General features: G+C 66.7%; 15 protein-coding genes. 9 read left to right on the forward strand and 6 right to left on the reverse strand.

Annotated elements, in window-relative coordinates; all coding sequences use genetic code 11:
- Positions 1-4 precede the first annotated feature (4 nt).
- Both NIBR502771_RS07805 and NIBR502771_RS07810 read right to left on the reverse strand, forming a co-directional pair.
- Complete coding sequence (locus NIBR502771_RS07805; protein WP_141159244.1) at positions 5-703, reverse strand: ABC transporter ATP-binding protein; 699 nt, start codon at positions 701-703, stop codon at positions 5-7.
- Between the two features lie 32 nt (positions 704-735).
- Positions 736-1,839, reverse strand: a complete 1,104-nt coding sequence (locus NIBR502771_RS07810; protein ID WP_141159245.1) for an ABC transporter permease — start codon at positions 1,837-1,839, stop codon at positions 736-738.
- Between the two features lie 166 nt (positions 1,840-2,005).
- On the opposite strand from NIBR502771_RS07810, the gene NIBR502771_RS07815 reads away from it, so the two are divergent.
- The 4 genes from NIBR502771_RS07815 (at position 2,006) to NIBR502771_RS07830 (ending at position 5,993) form a co-directional block, all read left to right on the forward strand.
- Positions 2,006-3,316 (forward strand): sensor histidine kinase, encoded by a 1,311-nt coding sequence (locus NIBR502771_RS07815; protein WP_141159246.1) that lies wholly within the window; start codon positions 2,006-2,008, stop codon positions 3,314-3,316.
- Positions 3,313-3,972 carry a response regulator transcription factor gene (locus NIBR502771_RS07820; RefSeq protein WP_141159247.1) on the forward strand — a complete coding sequence of 220 codons (660 nt, stop codon included), beginning with the start codon at positions 3,313-3,315 and terminating at the stop codon, positions 3,970-3,972. The genes NIBR502771_RS07815 and NIBR502771_RS07820 overlap by 4 nt, the downstream gene beginning before the upstream one ends.
- A gap of 117 nt (positions 3,973-4,089) precedes the next feature.
- Positions 4,090-5,703: an AMP-binding protein gene (locus NIBR502771_RS07825; protein ID WP_141159248.1), complete on the forward strand. Its 1,614-nt coding sequence runs from the start codon at positions 4,090-4,092 to the stop codon at positions 5,701-5,703.
- Positions 5,704-5,807: 104 nt separating this feature from the next.
- Positions 5,808-5,993 (forward strand): hypothetical protein, encoded by a 186-nt coding sequence (locus NIBR502771_RS07830; RefSeq protein WP_141159249.1) that lies wholly within the window; start codon positions 5,808-5,810, stop codon positions 5,991-5,993.
- A 206-nt stretch (positions 5,994-6,199) separates the two neighbouring features.
- Here the strand turns inward: NIBR502771_RS07830 and NIBR502771_RS07835 are convergent, their stop codons facing one another.
- Positions 6,200-6,499: an antibiotic biosynthesis monooxygenase gene (locus NIBR502771_RS07835; protein ID WP_141159250.1), complete on the reverse strand. Its 300-nt coding sequence runs from the start codon at positions 6,497-6,499 to the stop codon at positions 6,200-6,202.
- Between the two features lie 27 nt (positions 6,500-6,526).
- A complete protein-coding gene (locus tag NIBR502771_RS07840; RefSeq protein ID WP_141159251.1) occupies positions 6,527-7,045 on the reverse strand; it encodes a GNAT family N-acetyltransferase in 519 nt (172 codons plus the stop codon).
- A 140-nt stretch (positions 7,046-7,185) separates the two neighbouring features.
- Here NIBR502771_RS07840 and NIBR502771_RS07845 point away from each other — a divergent pair, with 140 nt between their 5' ends.
- Positions 7,186-8,424, forward strand: coding sequence for a GAF domain-containing sensor histidine kinase (locus tag NIBR502771_RS07845; protein WP_141159252.1), 1,239 nt, complete (start codon positions 7,186-7,188; stop codon positions 8,422-8,424).
- Between the two features lie 71 nt (positions 8,425-8,495).
- Here the strand turns inward: NIBR502771_RS07845 and katG are convergent, their stop codons facing one another.
- Positions 8,496-10,790, reverse strand: coding sequence for a catalase/peroxidase HPI (gene katG, locus NIBR502771_RS07850; RefSeq protein ID WP_141159253.1), 2,295 nt, complete (start codon positions 10,788-10,790; stop codon positions 8,496-8,498).
- Positions 10,791-11,118: 328 nt separating this feature from the next.
- Here katG and NIBR502771_RS07855 point away from each other — a divergent pair, with 328 nt between their 5' ends.
- Positions 11,119-12,222: an SDR family oxidoreductase gene (locus tag NIBR502771_RS07855; protein ID WP_141159254.1), complete on the forward strand. Its 1,104-nt coding sequence runs from the start codon at positions 11,119-11,121 to the stop codon at positions 12,220-12,222.
- Here the strand turns inward: NIBR502771_RS07855 and NIBR502771_RS07860 are convergent.
- Positions 12,176-13,411, reverse strand: coding sequence for an MFS transporter (locus tag NIBR502771_RS07860; protein WP_141159255.1), 1,236 nt, complete (start codon positions 13,409-13,411; stop codon positions 12,176-12,178). The two genes, NIBR502771_RS07855 and NIBR502771_RS07860, sit on opposite strands and share 47 nt — an antisense overlap.
- Positions 13,412-13,643: 232 nt before the next feature.
- Here NIBR502771_RS07860 and NIBR502771_RS07865 point away from each other — a divergent pair, with 232 nt between their 5' ends.
- The 3 genes from NIBR502771_RS07865 (at position 13,644) to NIBR502771_RS07875 (ending at position 18,946) form a co-directional block, all read left to right on the forward strand.
- Positions 13,644-15,377 carry an ABC transporter ATP-binding protein gene (locus tag NIBR502771_RS07865; RefSeq protein WP_141159256.1) on the forward strand — a complete coding sequence of 578 codons (1,734 nt, stop codon included), beginning with the start codon at positions 13,644-13,646 and terminating at the stop codon, positions 15,375-15,377.
- Positions 15,374-17,401, forward strand: a complete 2,028-nt coding sequence (locus tag NIBR502771_RS07870) for an ABC transporter ATP-binding protein (protein ID WP_141159257.1) — start codon at positions 15,374-15,376, stop codon at positions 17,399-17,401. The genes NIBR502771_RS07865 and NIBR502771_RS07870 overlap by 4 nt, the downstream gene beginning before the upstream one ends.
- 105 nt (positions 17,402-17,506) lie before the next feature.
- Positions 17,507-18,946, forward strand: a complete 1,440-nt coding sequence (locus tag NIBR502771_RS07875; RefSeq protein WP_141159258.1) for an HNH endonuclease signature motif containing protein — start codon at positions 17,507-17,509, stop codon at positions 18,944-18,946.
- Positions 18,947-19,159 lie beyond the last annotated feature (213 nt).

Consider the following 19,159-nt stretch of genomic DNA (forward strand, 5'->3'; position numbering starts at 1 on the left):
CCTCCTAGGCGCCTGCCAGGACCGGGGTTGTCAGTTTGCCGTCCCGCATGGTGGCCACCACATCGGTCAGCGGCACGAACTCGGTGTCATGGGTGACCATCACCGTTGCCACCGAGAATTCGTTGGTCACCTGCCGCAGGAGGGCGATGATGGAGGCGCTCCGTTCGTGGTCCAGTGCCGCCGTCGGCTCGTCCACCAGCAGCACCCTGGGGCTGCCCATCAGCGCCCGCGCGATGTTCACGCGCTGGCGCTGGCCGCCGGAGAGCTGGTGCGGAAGTTTCCCCGCACTGGCGGACAGCCCGACGACGTCCAGCAGTTCGGCGGCCCGCGCCGTGGCGGCTTTGGCGGACTTTCCGCGCAGGTGGTCGCTGATGACGAGCTGTTCGACGGCGGTGAGCGACGGGAGCAGGTTGGGCTGCTGGAAGATGATGCCCACTTTCCCGCGCCGCAGGGCTGTCAGTTCCTTGTCCCCCAGGCCCATGGTGTCGGTGCCGTCGATAATGACTTGGCCGCTTGTGGGGCGGACCAGGGTGGCGGCGGCGGCCAGCAGGCTGGACTTACCGGACCCCGAGGGGCCCACGAGTGCCACGAGTTGGCCGGCTTCCGCGGTGAGGCTGACACGGTCCAGGGCGGTGGTGGTGCCGCCGCCGTCGGGATATTCGAGGGTGACGTTGACCAGGGTCAGGGGAGCGGTTGTGGTCATGATGGGTTCCTTTCAAAGGAGGGAAGAAGGGATTAGTTTCCGCCGAGCGCCAGGAGCGCATCGACCTTGGTGACGCGCCGGACGGCCAGTGCCGCACCTGCCAGGCCCAGGGCAACGATCCCGACGACGGGAACCACCGAGGTGGCCAGGTTCAGCTGGAAGGGGGCTGCCCGGGCAGCGAACAAGCCGGCGCCAACACCCACGGCTCCGCCGACTCCGGCGCCTGCCAGCAGCACGATGGCGGCCTGGGTCATGGCGTCGCGAAGGATGTAGGAACTGGGTGCGCCCATGGCTTTCAGCACAGCGATGTCCCTGGTGCGCTGGATGGTCCAGACGCTCAGGAAGGCCACGATCACCAGTGCCGAGATGCCGTACAGGAATGCCTGCATCAGCGTCAGCGAACCGTTCTCGCTCTTGAAGGAGCCCAGGGCCTGGAAAGATCCCGTGCGGGATTCGCTCACCGTGTGTGCCGCGCCGTTCGCTGCGGCCTCATCCACCGTGGCCCCGTCCGCGTAGGTGACGGCGACGACCGTGGCCAACTGTCCGGCGTCGGACACGTGCGCAGCCTTGCCCCATGCCGGCAGGGCCGTCCACACCACGCTGGTGTGCGCGTACCACTGGTCCGGCACCACGGCGGCGACGGACAGCTCCACGCCGCCCAGGGACACCTTGTCCCCCTGGCCCACCGCCAGGGCTTCCGCCACTGAGGCGCCCACCGCGGCCGTGCCGGCGGACACCTCCACAGGCGCCAAAGGGCTGCCCGGCGAGACGCCGAAAACGGCAACGTTCGCCGTTCCCGCGCCGTCCGCGGCCTGTGCCCTGGTCTGCGTAATGCCCAGCGGCTCGGCGGACTGGACACCCGGCCGGCTTTGCCAGCTGTCCACCTGGGCGGCGGTCACGGAGCTCTCGGTATAGGACGCCTTGGGTGAGCCTGAACCGGGAGCGCCGAAGGCGATGGCGTCCACCGGCCTCGCGGCAGTTGCCCCCAGCCTGGCGATGGCGGAGGTGGATTGCTCGGCGAGCCCTGCCGTCAGGCCGGACAGCATGACCAGCAACAGGGTGATCAGGGCTACGACGCCGCCCATCATGGCGAACCGGCCTTTGGCGAAGCGGATATCGCGGATTGCCAGGAACACGTTGGTTCTTCTCTCTGCAGGGGTGGATTGTTCTGTAGTTCCACTCTCCCGGCCGGAGCCTGCATGGGAATCGCGGGGATGGTTGATCTGCGGGAATGGAACGGTTGATACGGGAGTCAACCTTTTGGTTGATTCCCGGCGCGGGTTCCCGGCATAAGCTGGTGAAATGCCTGCCACGCCCCTGCCGCAACCACCGGAAGTGTGCGGCGGTATCCCCACACGTGGGCCATTGAACGCCCTGGAAAACGCGTCGTCGGCGGCAATCCTGCGGGTCCTGCGGGTCACACTTCACACGGGGTTCGCGCTGCTGCTGGCCGTCGGCCTGGTCCGGATGCTGATGTCGGGAGGCGCCCTTCGCTGGGTGTGGGCCGCCGCCGCCGTCGTTCTCGCTGCCCTCTACCTGGCCGGCACGGTCCTGGAAAAGCGCCATGCCGAGGGACGGACCGTGGTGGATCCCCGCCGGTACAGCGTGCTGTGGCTCGGCCTTGTGACGGCCTTGTGGGCGTTCCTGCTCGCCGGCAGTGCCGACTTCGCCTGGCTTGCTTTCCCCATCTTTTTCCTGCACCTTCATTTGCTCCCGCGGCGTGGCGCGCTCCTGGCCATCGGGCTGATGACGGCGGCGGTGATCGGCTCCCAATGGGCCGCCAGCGGCTCCCCGGTTCCACACGCGGCGGCGGTGGTGGGGCCTGTCCTGGGTGCAATTTTTTCCGTGATTACCGGCCTGGCCTACGCGGCCCTTTACCGCGAGGCCGAAAACCAGCGGCGCGCAGCCGATGAACTGCGGCGGACGCGTGAGGAGCTGGCCCGGTCCCAGCACGAGGCCGGGGTCCTCGCCGAGCGGGAGCGGCTGGCCCGGGAAATCCACGACACGCTGGCGCAGGGCCTATCCAGCATCGTGCTGCTGGGGCGGGCCGCCGGGCAGTCGCTGGCGGAAGGTGACTCCGCCACTGCTGCCGCCCGGCTGGCATTGGTGCAGCAGACCGCGGCGGACAACCTCTCCGAGGCCCGCAGCTTTGTCCGTGGACTGTCTTCACCCCAGCTGGAGGGGACCACGCTGGTGGAGGCCCTGGACAGGTTGTGCGGCAGGACCGAGACCGACGCTGCGGCTGCGGGGGTATCCCTGCGCTGTCGGCTGGAGGTGGATGGGGAACCGCAGGACCTGCCCCAGCCTGCCCGCGTGGCCCTGCTGCGCGCCGCGCAGGCGAGCCTTGCGAACGTCCGCGAACACGCCCGGGCAAGTACCGCCGTCGTCAGCGTTGCCTTCCTGGGCAACGAGGTGACCATGGACGTGTACGACGACGGCCGGGGCTTCGATCCCGGGGCTGCGGGTGGTGCCGCGGGCGCAGCGGACGGCAGCGGCTTCGGGCTGCGCTCGCTGCGGGAACGCGTGGCCGCCCTGAACGGGACCCTGGCGGTGGAATCGGCGCCGGGCGAGGGCACGGTTGTGGCCATCCGGCTCCCGGTGGAGGAACCGTGAGTGGGGTCCGCGTCCTGTTGGTTGACGACCATCCGGTGGTCCGCGCCGGGCTGTGTGCCATGCTCACCGGGTCCGAGGGCATCGCCATTGCCGCCGAGGCTTCTGACGGCAAGGCGGCGCTGAGGGAACTGGCGCGGCTTACTGCCTTGAACGAGGCACCCGATGTGGTCCTGATGGATCTGCAGATGGGGGAAGGAATGGACGGCGTTACGGCCACCGCCGAGATCCGGAAACTCGACGCACCGCCGCCGGTACTCATCCTCACCACCTACGACACGGACGCGGATATCCTCGCCGCGGTGGAGGCGGGGGCCAGCGGCTACATGCTGAAGGACGCTCCGCCGGAGCAGTTGCGGCAGGCGGTACTGCAGGCGGCCGCGGGCGGCACGGTCCTGGCGCCCCGGGCCGCGGCACTGCTGATGGACCGGATCAGCAACCCGGGCACCTCGCTGACCCCGCGCGAAGTGCAGTTGCTGGAACTGCTGGCCACGGGCCTGTCCAACCGCGCCATCGCCAAGCAGGTGTTCATTTCGGAAGCGACCGTGAAGACGCACCTGGTGCACATCTACGGCAAGCTCGGCGTGGATAACCGCACGGCAGCGATCGCTGCCGCCACACAGCGGCGGATCATCCGGCCGCCCGGCGCCAAGGGCTGACCTGTCGGCGCAGGATCGCGAAACCTGCCACGTCCCGGTCATTCCGGTGCAGTAGGTTTGTTCCACGGTGTTTACAGGTGCCGTTGTTTCCAGGCCACGTTGTTCGAAGGAGAACGAATGTCCCGTCCGGTTCCCTCGGTTGATGCCCTTCTTGCCACCTACGGTGCGGCCGATGCCTGCGCGGCCGGTCTCCTGTGCGACAGTCACGATCCCAACGCTGTTGCCTTCACAGTGGTGGCAGCTGATCTTTCCGCGGAGGACATCACCTATGGCGAGCTCCGGGAACGCTCGGAGCGGGGAGCCGCCGCCCTCGCGGAGCTGGGCATTGGTCCTGGAGATGCCGTAGCCACCCTGATGGGCAAGTCGGCAGACCTGGTGGTCATGCTCCTGGCCATCTGGCGGCGCGGAGCGGTCCATGTGCCACTGTTCACGGCCTTCGCGTGGCCGGCTATCGAATTACGGCTGACTGCCTCCGGGGCAAAGGCCGTCATCACGGATCCCGACCAGCGGGTGAAGATCCAGCAGACCTCTGCCGCCGTGCTCGTCGCCGGCGCGGAAGCTTCCCAGCCGGACCTGGCACTCACGCCCCTCCTGGCCAGGCAGCAGCCGGGGATCGTTTCAGAGGTCATAGGCGGTGACGGTGCCCTGGTGCTGATCTTCACGTCCGGAACCACGGGCGCGCCCAAAGGCGTACCGGTGCCCCTCCGGGCATTGGCCGCGTTCCGCCAGTACATCGAACTTGGCCTGGACGTCAGTGAAGAGGACGTCTTCTGGAACGCCGCGGACCCCGGCTGGGCCTACGGACTGTACTACGGGATTCTCGGCCCCATGGCGGCGGGACGGCGGAACCTGCTGCTGCGCCCCGGGTTCTCCCCGGAACTCAGCTTCAAGGTGTTGGAGGCACTTGCCGTTACCAACTTCGCGGCAGCTCCCACGGTCTACCGCACCATGCGCGCCAAGGCCGACGCCGGCACTGGACCCTTTCGACTTCGGCGCGCCTCCTCCGCCGGCGAACCGCTGACCCCGGAGGTGATCAGCTGGGCCCGGGAGGTGCTGGGCGTCCCGGTGCGGGACCACTACGGACAGACCGAACACGGGATGATGATCATCAACGCCTGGCATGACGACGTGAGGACGGAGCTCAGGCCCGGTTCCATGGGCCGCCCCCTGCCGGGCTGGAGCTGCGCGGTCCTTAAGGACAACGCTGACGGGCCGGCCGCCCCCGGCGAACTGGGCCGCGTCGCCGTCAACGTGGCGGAAAGTCCCATGATGTGGTTCACCGGGTACCAGGATGCGCCGGAGAAGACCGCCGAAAGGTTCAGCGCGGACGGCAAGTGGTACCTGACCGGTGACGCGGGCATGGTGGACCAGGACGGTTACTACTTCTTCTCCTCCCGGGATGACGACGTGATCATCATGGCCGGCTACCGGATTGGCCCGTTCGACGTGGAAAGCGTCCTGGCCACGCATCCGGCGGTGCTGGAAAGTGCCGTGGTGGGCGCTCCCGACGAACTGCGCGGTGAAGTCCTCGAGGCCTACGTGGTCCTGGCGGACGGCACCGCCGCCAGTGATGACCTGGTGGTTGAACTCCAGACCATGGTCAAGACGCAGTTCGCCGCCCACGCCTACCCGCGCCGCATCCACTTCGTCGCGGACCTGCCCAAGACGCCGTCGGGAAAGCTGCAGCGCTACATCCTGAGGCAGCAGCGGGCAGCCGCATCCGGCAGCTAGCAGTCGGCGGGTTTTTGGGGGAGGGGCAGAAAACCTCGAGTTGTTCCGGAGCCTTTTCCGGCACCGGCTGTTAGCGTTGAGGCCCAGCCACTGAAGGAGGAGCGATGTCCATCAATTCACCTGATTCACTGCCTGAGGACGAACCACAGGAGGACACGGCGGCCAGGAAAGGCAACCCCGACGGCGGGATCCCCGGCGGGAAAGACGGCGTCGGGATCTCCGATGGGGCCGAGCCCAACACTTTTGAGCCGGAGGAGGACCCCGACGCCTCGGCGGGCCCGGCAGACTAAATGGGCCCTTCAGATCAAAGGGGCCGAGGCCTCCCTCAAAGTTCCATCAAGATTGGCCAAAGCCGCTGCAATCTGTGCTTCCCGCAACCTACCGGCCGGTAATTTATAACTGTTTCCAACGCCAGTTCCCCGGCAGGAAGCACTGGAAGCCCCTGCGCTGGAGCGAGACTCGCGCGGGGGCTTCCCCCCAACGTCCGCGCGGCGGCTTACGGCGTGGCGCTAACGGTTTCGAAGTGCTCCACCACCGGAAACGGCTCATAAAAGCGGTGCAGCAAAGAACGCCACTGCTGGTACCCAAGGGATCCCCTGAAGCCCTCTGTATGGTCCTCCAGCGACTCCCATTCAACGAGCAGCAGGTACATGTGGGGAGATTCGATCGAGCGCGACAGGGACATGGCGAGGAAGCCACGCATTGAAGCGATGATGTGCCGGGCCTGGGCGAAAGCTGCCTCGAAGTCCTCTTCCCGGCCGGGAATGACCGGAAGCAGCGCGTGTTCTGTGATCACCCGCCAAGTCTGGCACGCGTTCGCCGGCTACTCGGTGTCGATCCAGTAGCGGCGCTTGCCGTTGCGCGTGTCCTCGTACCGGCCGCTGTTCTTTTCGATGGTTGCACGCGAGCCGGCGTTGTCCTCGTCGCACGTCAGGAGAACCCGCGCGATTCCGAGCGCCCGTGCCAGGGGCAGCGCATCGGCAAGTGCTTTGACGGCATGGCCGCGGCGCCTGGCGGAGGGCCGGACGCTGTAGCCGATATGCCCACCTTCGTTGAGGAGGTAGTCGTTCAACCCGTGCCTGATGGCCAAGGACCCAAGGAACGTGCCGCCGTCGGCAATCCACAGGTAGGTGCAGGGCACGTAGCCAGGCTTTCGCACCGTCTCCGGCAGCGCGTCTTTGATGAGGATATCGACGAAGCGGCCAAAGACGGCGGGGTCCCGGAGATCGTCCAGCGACCAGCCCTCCGCGCCTGCACCGTCCAGGTGGGCACCTTGGAACTCCGCAGTTCCTTCCAGCCAGGAAGAGTGGAGGGTTGGGTCCGGGACGATGAGTTGGGCCATGACTGGACCCTATGCCGCCTGCCGGAGCAATGCGGGATCCCGGCCCGCGGCAGGGGAGCGGGGAGACGTATTCCCGGGACGCCGCTGCTGCCCTGTACTATCTCCCCGGGGACCCTTTTGCGGTCTGGAAGGGGACGGTAATGGCTGGTGCTCACTCGACGGCCGCGGCGCCCAGCGATCCGCTGGGCAGGGACGAATTGCTGCAGGAGTACGGGTTCGCCTTCCCCGCCGGGAACGGCGCTTCGGCCACCGAGGCCGAGCTGTCCACCGAGCCGCTCGAGAATCTGGTGGAGCTGGCCGCCAAACTCTGTGGAGTCCCGTTCGGGGTCATTAACGTCCTCACCTCCGATGAGCAACGCCAGGTGGCTGCCGTTGGGATTGACGCCGGCGTCTGTTCCCGCGAGGACTCCATGTGCTCGAAAGTCTTCCACTCCGGGGAAATGACCGTTGTCCGGGACGCCTCGCTGGATCCGCGTTTTGCGACCAACCCGTTCGTGACAGGGGAGATCGCCGCCGTCCGGTTCTACGCCTCCGTGCCCCTGGAAATGTCGTCAGGGTTCGTGCTGGGGTCACTGTGCGTCTTCTCGGATTCACCGGCGGCTCCGGATGCCGGCCAGCTGGACATGCTGGAAATCCTGTCCCGCCAGGCAGTGCAGCTGCTTGAACTGCAGCGGCGCACGCTGCAGCTGAACCGTGCCCTCAACGAGGTGCGGGAAAGCAATGCCAAGCTGGCGGAGTTTGCCGGGCGCGTCAGCCACGACCTGCGCGGGCCGCTCACCACCACGCTGGGCTACGTGGAGATGGCGGAAGACGAAGTGGAGGGCGACCACCCGGCGGCCGAGTACCTGCAGATCATCAGCGCCAGCGGCCACCGGATGCTGGCCATGCTCGAGGACGTCCTGAGCTACTCCCGGATCGGCGGAATCCTGCAGCGCCAGCACGTTTCCCTCCAGGACGTGGCGGCCGAAGTGGCCCGGGATCTGGGGCTGTCCTTCGGTACTGACGCCGTCCTGGACAGCGAGGAACTAAAGCTCCAGGTGGACCCCGGTCAGCTCCGGACCCTGCTGCAGAACCTGGTGGCCAATGCCGTGAACTACCGGAGCCCCGAGAGGGAACTCAAGGTCCGGATCAGCGGCATTTCCAACTACCACGGGGTCACCGTACTGGTCGCGGACAACGGCAAGGGAATTGCCTCGTCGGACCGGCAACGCGTGCTCGAACCCTTGGTCCGGCTGCACCGTGACGGCGACGGGCAGGGCTCGGGCCTGGGGCTGTCCATCTGCCGGCGCATTGTCGAAGCACATGGCGGGGAACTGAGCCTGAAAGAGACTCCAGGCGGCGGAACCACGGCAGTCATCAGCTTCCCGACCGATCAGTAGGCCGCTCTCAGGCAGGTCCGGGCCGGCTGCGTGATGCAGCCGGCCCGGACCCCCGGGTCAGGTCATCCCGGTCAGTTCAGGTCGAAGCGGTCCAGTTCCATGACCTTCGCCCAGGCGGCTACGAAGTCTTGCACGAACTTCTCCTTGGCGTCCTCGCTCGCGTAGACCTCGGACAGCGCCCGCAGCTGCGAGTTGGAGCCGAAGACCAGATCCACCGGGGTGGCCGTCCACTTCAGCTCGCCGGTGGCAACGTCGGTGATTTCGTAGACGTTTTCCTCGGCCTCGGAGGCCTTCCATTTGGTGCCCGGCGAGAGCAGGTTGACGAAGAAGTCGTTCGTCAGGACCTGCGGCTTGTCCGTCAGCACACCGTGGCCGGAACCGCCCACGTTGGTGCCCAGGGCCCGCATGCCGCCCACGAGCGCCGTCATCTCCGGCGCGGAGAGGTCCAGCATGTACGCCTTGTCCAGCAGGAGGGTCTCGGGCTGGATCTTTGCACCGGGGCGCAGGTAGTTGCGGAAGCCGTCGGCCCGCGGCTCCAGGTACTGGAAGGATTCGACGTCGGTCTGTTCCTGTGAGGCGTCCGTCCGGCCCGGACGGAAGGGCACTGTGACGGGGAACCCGGCGTCGGCTGCTGCCTTCTCCACCGCGGCGGCGCCGCCCAGGACGATCAGGTCCGCGAGCGAGACCTTCTTGCCGCCGGACTGTGCCGAGTTGAACTCCTCCTGCACGCGCTCAAGGACGGGAAGCACGGTATCGAGCTGCTCCGGTTCGTGGGCTTCCCAGCCGCGCTGCGGCTCCAGCCGGATCCGGGCGCCGTTGGCCCCACCGCGCCGGTCCGTCTTGCGGTACGTTGCAGCCGACGCCCAGGCCGTGCCCGCCAGTTGCGGGATGGTCAGTCCGGCGTCAAGGAGTTTGGCCTTGAGCCCGGCGATGTCCTGCTCATCGATCAGTTCATGGTCGACGGCGGGAACAGGATCCTGCCACAGCTGAGCCTCCGGAACCCACGGGCCCAGCATGTGCGGGCCCACCGGTCCCATGTCGCGGTGCAGCAGCTTGTACCAGGCCTTGGCGAAGGCCAAGGCGAACTGGTCCGGGTTCTCCAGGAAACGCCGGCCGATCTGCTCGTAGGTGGGGTCGAAGCGCAGCGACAGGTCCGTGGTCAGCATGGTGGGCCGGTGCTTCTTGTTGGGGTCGTGCGCGTCCGGGATGATCTCTGGAGCGTCCTTGGCGACCCACTGGTGGGCGCCCCCGGGGCTCTTGACGAGTTCCCACTCGTACTCGAAGAGGATCTCCAGGAAGCGGTTGCTCCACTGCGTAGGCTTGTCCGTCCAAGTGACTTCCAGGCCGGAGGTGATGGTGTCGCCGCCCTTGCCGCTGCCGTAGGTGCTGAGCCAGCCAAGGCCCTGCGCCTCAAGGTCTGCACCCTCCGGTTCCGGGCCAACGTGTGCGTCTGCGGGGCCGGCACCGTGGGTCTTGCCGAATGTGTGGCCGCCGGCGATCAGTGCGAAGGTCTCTTCGTCGTTCATGGCCATGCGCTTGAAGGTCTCACGGATAAACGCGGCAGCAGCCACGGGATCCGGGTTGCCCATGGGGCCTTCGGGGTTGACGTAGATGAGGCCCATTTCGGTGGAACCGACGTTGTCCGCCATGGTTCCCTCACCGGTGTACCGCTCATCTCCGAGCCAGGCGTCCTCGGGACCCCAGAAGATCTGTTCGGGCTCCCAGACGTCCTCGCGGCCAAAGGCGAAGCCGAAGGTCTTGAAGCCCATGGACTCAAGGGCCACGTTGCCGGCGAGGACCAGGAGGTCCGCCCAGGACAGCTTCTGGCCGTACTTCTGCTTCACGGGCCACAGCAGGCGGCGGGCCTTGTCCAGGTTGGCGTTGTCCGGCCAGCTGTTCAGCGGGGCGAACCGCTGGCTGCCGTCGCCCGCGCCGCCGCGGCCGTCGTGGACGCGGTAGGTGCCGGCAGCGTGCCAGCTCAGGCGGATCATCAGTCCGCCGTAGTGGCCGAAGTCCGCCGGCCACCAGTCCTGGGAAGTGGTCAGGACCTGGCTGATGTCCTGCTTGAGGGCTTCGACGTCGAGCTTCTGGAATTCCTCGCGGTAGCTGAAGGACGGGCCAAGCGGGTTGCTCGCCTGGCCGTGCGTGTGCAGCACGGAGAGGTCCAGCTGGTTAGGCCACCAGTCCTGGTTGGTTCGCGGCCGGTGTCCCTTGGGGGCCGGCGAATCGATCGCAGGGTTTTCGCTTTCACTGCCCTGGGCGGTGGCACTGCCCAGGGCCACCGGGCACCCGCCCTCAACCTTCTGGTCCAGGCCCTGTGCGCTCCCGGGAGTGGGGACCGGGGGATGGTCTTGGGGATCGGTCATGTGCTTATTCCTTCCGTTGGGCCGAGGCCGCGGTTGGACTCGGGCAGCCGGTGCAACCCTCCTATTTGAACATGGACAGGTGACAGCAGAAGACCCTCCTACGCCATGGGTGAAACCCGGCCTGTCATTGCCCCGTCCCTCGCAATTTGTTCGGCACCTCCTGTCCGCCACTTGCCGGCGCTGGAATATCTGGCTGACGCTCCGACTTGTCGCCAGAGGGTCCATGGTGGCCCACTGTCCCGGCGTAACGCAGCGCGCGGGCCTCCGCCCACGCGTGAGGCCGCGCTGAGGCACGGATGCAAACCAAGCACCTACCAAGAGGAGCGCTATGACCATCGGATCAGGAACAGCATCAGGAACAGCAGCGGGCAACGGACGGACCGCCCTGGTGGCAGGGGCCACCGGCATTGCAGGCTCCGCGCTCGTGGATACCTTGGCCGGCGAAGGCTGGGAAGTCCTTGCCTTGTCCCGCAGGCCCGGTCCCGGGCGGCCAGGCGTCAGATGGCTTTCCGCAGACTTGACCTCCGCTGAGTCGCTGGCCGCCGCGCTTGCTCCGGAAAATCCCTCCCACGTGTTCTTTACTGCCTGGTCCCGCCGGGACACCGAGGAAGAGAACATCGCCGTCAACGCGGGCATGGTGCGCGACCTGCTTGGGGCACTGCGGGGCAAAGGGGTGGCACATGTTGCCCTGATGACCGGGCTCAAGCACTACCTGGGACCGTTTGAGGCCTACGCCGCCGGGGAAATGCCGGACACGCCGTTCCATGAGGAGGAGCCCCGCCTGCCGGTGCGGAACTTCTATTACGCACAGGAAGACGAGCTGTGGGCTGCGGCGGGCGAGCAGGGGTTCACCTGGTCCGTACACCGCGCCCACACGGTTATTGGGCACGCCGTTGGCAACGCCATGAACATGGGCCTCACACTCGCGGCGCAGGCCACCCTCTGCCGGGACGGCGGGGAACCGTTTGTCTTTCCCGGATCCAAAACGCAGTGGGACGGCCTCACCGACATGACAGACGCCGGCCTGTTGGCCGAGCACATGCTCTGGGCTTCAACTACCCCTGCAGCCGCCAACGAGCCCTTCAACATCGTCAACGGCGATGTGTTCCGCTGGCGCTGGATGTGGCCGAAGCTTGCCGCGTACTTCGGTGTGGAATGGGAGGGCTACCAGGACGCGCCGCGTCCCCTTGGGCAGTCCATGGCAGGCCGGGAGGACCAGTGGCGGCGGATCGCCGCGGAGAACAACCTCAGCGAACCCGACCTGGGCCGCGTGGCGAGCTGGTGGCACACGGACGGAGACCTGGGGCGCGGCATCGAGGTAGTGACGGACATGGGCAAGAGCCGGGATGCGGGCTTTACGGGGTATCGCCGGACGCTGGATGCCTTTACCTTGCTCTTTGACCGATACCGGGCCGACCGGCTGATTCCGTAATGACGCGGTCGCGTCCGGCGAACAGACCCGCCAGCGCCAGGATGGCCATGGCTCCGGCGGTGCCGAGCAGCGGAAGGGTCCAGTCCCCGCTGGCATCCCGGAGTGCACCAAAGGCCACCGGGCCCACCGCGGCCAGGCCGTAGCCCACGGACTGGGCCATGCCGGACAGCGATGCTGCCTGCGGATGGTTCACGGTCCGGAGGCTGAACAACGACAGGGCGATGACAATGAGGCTTCCGCATCCGACGGCGCCCAGCAGGACCCACAGGAGGATGAGGTCAGGCGCGAGCGCCAGGCCCAGGAAGGTGACGAACACAAACGCACCGCTTGTGAAGGACACCAGCCGCTGGTCCGGTCCCCGGTGCAGGACCGCGCCCGCCCCCAGGCTGGCGAACACGCTGATCAACAGGAAGGCGGACAGGTGCACGCCGGCAATGGCGGCGGGGACCCCGCGGCTTTGCTCAATGGTGGGCAGCCACGCCATCAGGACGTAGAAGGCGATCGATTGCAGCCCCATGAACGCAGTCACCTGCCAGCCCAGCGCTGAGCCCCAGGGCGACCGGTGTGCCGGTTCCTGCTTTTCGGCGTGCACGGCGCTTGTCCCGTGCCGGCGCAGCCAGGGCAGGAGCACGGCCATGGCGATGAGGGCCAGCCCCACCCAGGCTCCCAGGGCCAGCCGCCACCCCGCCGGGGAGGTCTGCGCCACGGGAACGACCACGGCGGCCCCCATCGCTGCGAACGCAGCCTGGGCAGCGGTGTAGCTGCCGGTGATCTGGCTGACCCGCAAAGGGAAGTCCCGCTTCACGAGGGAGGGAACCAGGACATTGAGGAACGCGATGGCCACGCCGATCAGTACCGTCCCGGCCCAGATGAAGCCGGGCACCGGCAGTGAGCGGAGCACGATGCCCGATCCGAGGATCAGCAAGGACATCCACAGTGCCCGGTCCAGGCCCAGCCGGGCAGCAAATCCGGGGGCCAGGGGTGAGAAGACTGCGAAGGCGATGAGCGGGAGGCCGGTGAGGAATCCCGCTGCGGCACTGGACAATCCCAAGTCGCTGCTGATGTTGACCAGCACCGGTCCGACGCTGACAAAGGACACCCGAAGGTTGACTGCGATGAGCAGGACGCCGATGAAGGCAGCTCCGAACCTGGCAGTGCGCTGGGAAGGGTTCCGTGTGCCGGCAAGCATTCGTTGTTTCTTCCATCCTTTGGCGGGGGTGGCGGGCTTATGGCGCCCATCCAGTTCTCTCATACTGAAGTACCCACCGGTGCTGCCGGATCCCCGACGCGTCCGCCGAATACGCCGTGGGAGAACCTGCCATTTTCCCAGCCAACTGTGAGGATCATGCGCTCTCCACGGACGTACACTGACCTTCGCACCACGTTTTGTGGACACTCCGTCAGGTGAGGGCCTATTTCGTATGCTCTGGAAGTTGCTCGTCGAATACCTGCGGCCGCACCGGCCGCTGCTGGCCGCCGTCGTGGTTTTCCAGCTGGCGCAGTCCATCGCGTCGCTGTACCTGCCCACGCTGAACGCAGACATCATTGACCAGGGCGTGGCGCGTGGCGATACCGGCTACATCCTGTCCACCGGCAGCTTCATGCTGCTCATCACGCTGGCGCAGATCGTGTGTGCCGTCATCGCCGTGTACTTCGGCGCCAAGGCGGCGATGGGCCTGGGCCGGGACCTGCGCGGCGCCATCTTCGAACGGGTGGGTGAGTTCTCCGAACAGGAAGTCACCAAGTTCGGTGCGCCCAGCCTCATCACCCGCTCCACCAACGATGTCCAGCAGGTCCAGCAGCTGGTGCTGATGTCCGCCACGCTCATGGTGGCCGCGCCCATGCTCAGCATTGGCGGGGTGATCATGGCCATCCGGCAGGACGCCCAACTGTCCTGGCTGATTGCCGTCTGCGTCCCGGTGCTGCTGATCGCCGTCGGACTGATCGTCACCCGGATGGTGCCGCTGTTCCGCAAGATGCAGGCACGGATCGACACCGTGAACCGGGTGCTTCGCGAGCAGCTCACCGGCATCCGGGTGGTGCGGGCGTTCGTGCGCGAGGACATGGAAACCGAACGGTTCGCCGGTGCCAACGCGGACGTTACCGATGTTGCGCTCCGTGCCGGACGGCTGATGGCCCTGATGTTCCCCGTGGTGATGCTGGTCCTGAACGTCTCCAGCGTGGCGGTGATCTGGTTCGGTGCGTTCCGGATCGAGGACGGGTCCATGCAGGTGGGCACCCTGATCGCGTTCCTGAGCTACCTGATGCAGATCCTGATGTCCGTCATGATGGCCACGTTCATGGCGGTGATGATTCCGCGTGCGTCGGTGTCCGCGGACCGGATCGGTGAGGTGCTGGGCACCAATTCCAGCGTCCTGCCGCCGGAGCAGCCGGCCACCAGCGCGGTTCGGCGCGGTGAGCTGGAAATGCGCGACGTCGGGTTCGCCTACCCGGGTGCCGACCAGCCTGTCCTTTCCGGGATCAGCTTCACCGCGCGTGCGGGGCAGACCACGGCGATCATCGGCAGCACCGGCTCGGGCAAGACAACACTGGTGAACCTGATGCCGCGGCTGTTCGACGCCACCTCAGGGGCAGTGCTGATGGACGGCGTGGACGTCAGGGACCTGGACCCGGACCTGTTGTGGGGGCACATCGGGCTGGTGCCGCAGAAGCCCTACCTCTTTTCCGGCACGGTGCGCAGCAACCTGCTGTACGGCAACCCGGACGCCACCGAGGACGAGCTCTGGAGCGCGCTGGAGATCGCCCAGGCGCGGGATTTCGTGGAGCAGATGGACGAAACGCTGGACGCGCCCATCTCGCAGGGCGGCACCAATGTCTCCGGCGGGCAGCGGCAGCGGTTGGCGATCGCCCGGGCACTGGTGAAGCGGCCCGAACTGTACATTTTCGACGATTCGTTCTCATCCCTTGATACCGGGACCGATGCCCGGCTGCGCCAGGCGCTGAAGCGCAACATTGCGGGGGCCACCATGGTGATCATCGCCCAGCGCGTGTCCAGCATTGTTGATGCGGACCAGATCCTGGTGCTCGACGACGGCAGGATCGTTGCGCAGGGCACGCACCAAGAGTTGCTGGAGACTTCGGATACGTACCGCGAGATCGTCTCGTCCCAGCTGGCAGCGGAGGAGACGGTATGAGCCAGGGACCCACATCCGCACGCGGCACCAAAGGTGCCTCCGCTTCGGGACCCGGCCAGGCCGACGTCGTACGCATTCCCCGTCCCGCCGGCGGACCCGGACGGGGCGGCCCCTTCGCCGGGATGAACGTGCCGGCGGAGAAGGCGATGAACTTCGCCGGCTCCGCCAAACGCCTGCTGGGCACGCTCCGGCCGGAACGGCTTTGGCTGGTGCTGGTGCTGGTAATGGCCGTGGCGGGCGTAGTGCTGCAGGTGATTGGGCCGCGGCTGCTCGGCGAGGGCACCAACCTGATCTTCTCCGGCGTTGTGTCCAAGCAGTTGCCGCCGGGGATGACGCAGGCGCAGCTGATAGCGGCGCTGCGGGCGGCCGGGGACAACCAGAAGGCGGACATGCTCAGTGCCATGACGCTGACCCCGGGGGCCGGGATCGACTTCGGCGCGCTTGCCAACGTGCTGACGTGGGCGCTGGTGCTGTATGTTCTGGGGTCGGCCTTCATGTGGGGGCAGGCGTATGTGCTGAACGGCGTGGTACAGCGGACGGTGTTCGGGCTCCGCGAGCAGATCGAGGCCAAAATCAACCGGCTGCCGCTGCGGTATTTCGATTCGATCCAGCGCGGTGAATTGCTCAGCCGGGTGACCAACGACGTGGACAACATTTCGCAGAGCCTGCAGCAGTCCATCAGCCAGGCCGTGACGTCCGTGCTGACGGTGCTGGGCGTGCTGGTGATGATGTTCATCCTGTCGCCCACGCTGGCGCTGATCGCACTGGTGACCATTCCGCTGACGCTGGGGATCACGGCGCTGATTGCCAAGCGGTCGCAGAAGCTGTTCGTCCAGCAGTGGAAGAACACGGGCGAGCTGAACGGCCAGATCGAGGAGACCTACACCGGGCATGCGCTGGTGAAGGTGTTCGGCCGGCAGCGCGAGGTGGGGGAGCGGTTCCGGCAGAAGAACGCCGAACTGTATGAGGCGAGCTTCGGCGCGCAGTTCATTTCCGGTCTGATCATGCCGGCCATGACGTTCATCGGGAACCTGGTGTACGTGGGCATTGCCGTGGTGGGTGGCCTGCAGGTGGCGTCCGGGGCGATGCAGCTGGGCGATGTTCAGGCGTTCATCCAGTACTCGCGGCAGTTCACCCAGCCATTGGCGCAGCTCGGCTCCATGGCCAACCTGCTGCAGTCCGGGGTGGCGTCTGCCGAGCGGGTGTTTGAGCTGCTCGATACGGAGGAGCAGTCCGCCGATCCTGTGGGGGCTGCCTTGCAGAGCCCTGATGGTGCTGCGCGCGGGCGGCTCGTGTTTGAGGACGTCTCCTTCTCCTACTCGCCGGACAAGCCGCTGATCCATGGGTTGTCCCTGGTGGCGGAGCCGGGCCAGACGGTGGCCATTGTGGGGCCGACCGGGGCGGGCAAGACCACGCTGGTGAACCTGATGATGCGGTTCTACGAGCTCGACGGCGGGCGGATCACCTTGGACGGGGTGGACATCACCACCATGAGCCGGCACGACCTGCGCTCACGGATGGGGATGGTGCTGCAGGATACGTGGCTGTTCGGCGGGACCATCCGGGACAACATCGCGTACGGGCGGCCTGCTGCGTCTTCTTCTGAGGTTTTGGAGGCGGCACGGGCAACGTATGTGGACCGGTTCGTGCGCTCGCTGCCCGAGGGGTACGACACCGTGCTGGACGATGAAGGCTCCAACGTGTCCGCCGGCGAGAAGCAGTTGCTGACCATTGCCCGGGCATTCCTGGCTTCGCCATCTGTGTTGATCCTGGATGAGGCGACCTCGTCCGTGGATACCCGGACCGAGGTGCTGGTGCAGAAGGCCATGAGCGCGCTGCGGTCCGACCGGACGTCCTTTGTGATCGCGCACCGGCTGTCCACGATCCGCGACGCCGACCTCATCCTGGTGATGGAGGCCGGCCAGATCGTGGAACAGGGGACGCACGCGTCCCTGCTGGCTGCCGGCGGGGCCTACGCGCGGCTGTACGAGGCCCAGTTCGCGGCACCGGTGGCGGAGGTTTAGGGAGGCCACAAACCAGCCCTCGCCGGCAAGATCGGCAGAGTCTGGAGCCCGGCCCACCGAAGGTATCCAACTCAGAATGTCAGACCCCCGTGACAGTCTTTGCTTATGGAAAGCGGAGCGGTTGTGGATGCGAAAGGCATGGCTGGACTGGCCGGTGCCGTCGCATCCCTTACCGGGTTGGTGGACGAGTTAGCGGGAGTTGTGAACACCTCTGCCGAGGCTGTGGGCCGCACGGATGGTCACGACCCACTGCATGAACTTTCAGAGTCCTGCCTGGACAGCCTGGGCATCGTGGCCCGGGTCGAAGCTGCTGCTGCAGCGGTAAAAGTCCGGCTGCTCGCAGAACATTCGGAGGCCGCAGCCGCCATGGAGGCGCCGGCGGAAAGCGCCTGCGAGTCGGCGGCCAGGGAGATGAGTATCGTCGCCGAAGTCGCCTGCACGCTCACCATCGGCGAGGGAGCCGCGTCCGCGCTGTTGCAGGACGCCCATGCGCTCACCACCTCTCTTCCGGTTACGCTCAAGGCCATGGAGGCTGGAGCCATTTCTTGGCGGCATGCCCAGATTATGGTCGACGAAACCAGCGGCCTGGACTCGGCAGCCGCAGCAGCCTTGGAAGCCCACTTCCTGGACCCGGAGGCGCCGAACGCGGCCCGGGGTGCATCTGCCGGAGAGCTGGTGCCGGGCCGTTTCCGTCGGAAGGCACGTGCCTGGCGGGAACGCCATCACCCCGAGTCCCTGACGATCAGGCATGCGAAGTCCGTGGCGGACCGGCGGATGGAATACTCGCCGGACCGGGACGGCATGGCCTGGATTTCGGTCTACCTGGCTGCTGATAAGGCCTGTGCCATCTGGAACAGGACCTCCGCCCTGGCACGTGGACTGCAAGGACCGGACGAGGCGAGGACCCTTCCCCAGCTCAAGGCAGACCTTGCCGCCAAATTGCTCCTCGGTGGCGCCACGGACCTGGCCGGACCCGGGCCGTCGCTCAAAGCCGATGTGCTGGTCACGGTGCCAATCCTTTCCCTCCTCGGTGCTACGGACGAGCCAGCAGACCTGGACAACTACGGGCCCATCCCCGCGTCCATGGCACGCAGACTCGTCACGGAAGGTGCCGGCTCTTTCTATCGGGTTTTGGTGGACCCCCGCGACGGAGCCCCGCTGGAACTTGGCCGCACCAACTACCGGCTCACGGAGTCACTCAAACGGTGGTTGAGGATGCGGGATGGGAAATGCACTTTCCCGGCGTGCAGCAACCACAGCCAGGACAACGAGGCTGACCACCTCACGGCCTGGGAGCATGGAGGCGCCACCGGAATCAGCAACCTGGGACAGTTGTGCCCCAAGCACCACCGGCTCAAACATCGGACCGGCTGGAGTCCGGGTACGGCTTCCAAGAATGAGCCACCGGGCTGGACTTCTCCCAGCGGTCGCCACTACAACGCCGAACAACCGGACCGGGAACCGACAATCTGGCCACCGGGCTGCCTGCCGGGAGAGGCCAGCGCGCTGGAGGTACTGATAGTGGATTATCTCGCTGCCTCATAGCAAGGGTTAGCCGCCCCTATCCCCGGCTGGTGTCTCGACCGAGAGGAGCCTGGCGTAGTTCGGGCACATGCGCACGCCTTTAATTGCGGGCACCCGGTTCCCCAGCATAACGCCAGGCACCTGGCCACCCGGGAAGCGTCCTGTCCCTGCCCGTTCATCGGGCGGCCACCCGGAAGCCCACCACCGTTATCCCTGGTCAAGCATTCTTGCCGG

The organism is Pseudarthrobacter sp. NIBRBAC000502771, from assembly GCF_006517215.1.
Classification (GTDB): Bacteria; Actinomycetota; Actinomycetes; order Actinomycetales; family Micrococcaceae; genus Arthrobacter; species Arthrobacter niigatensis.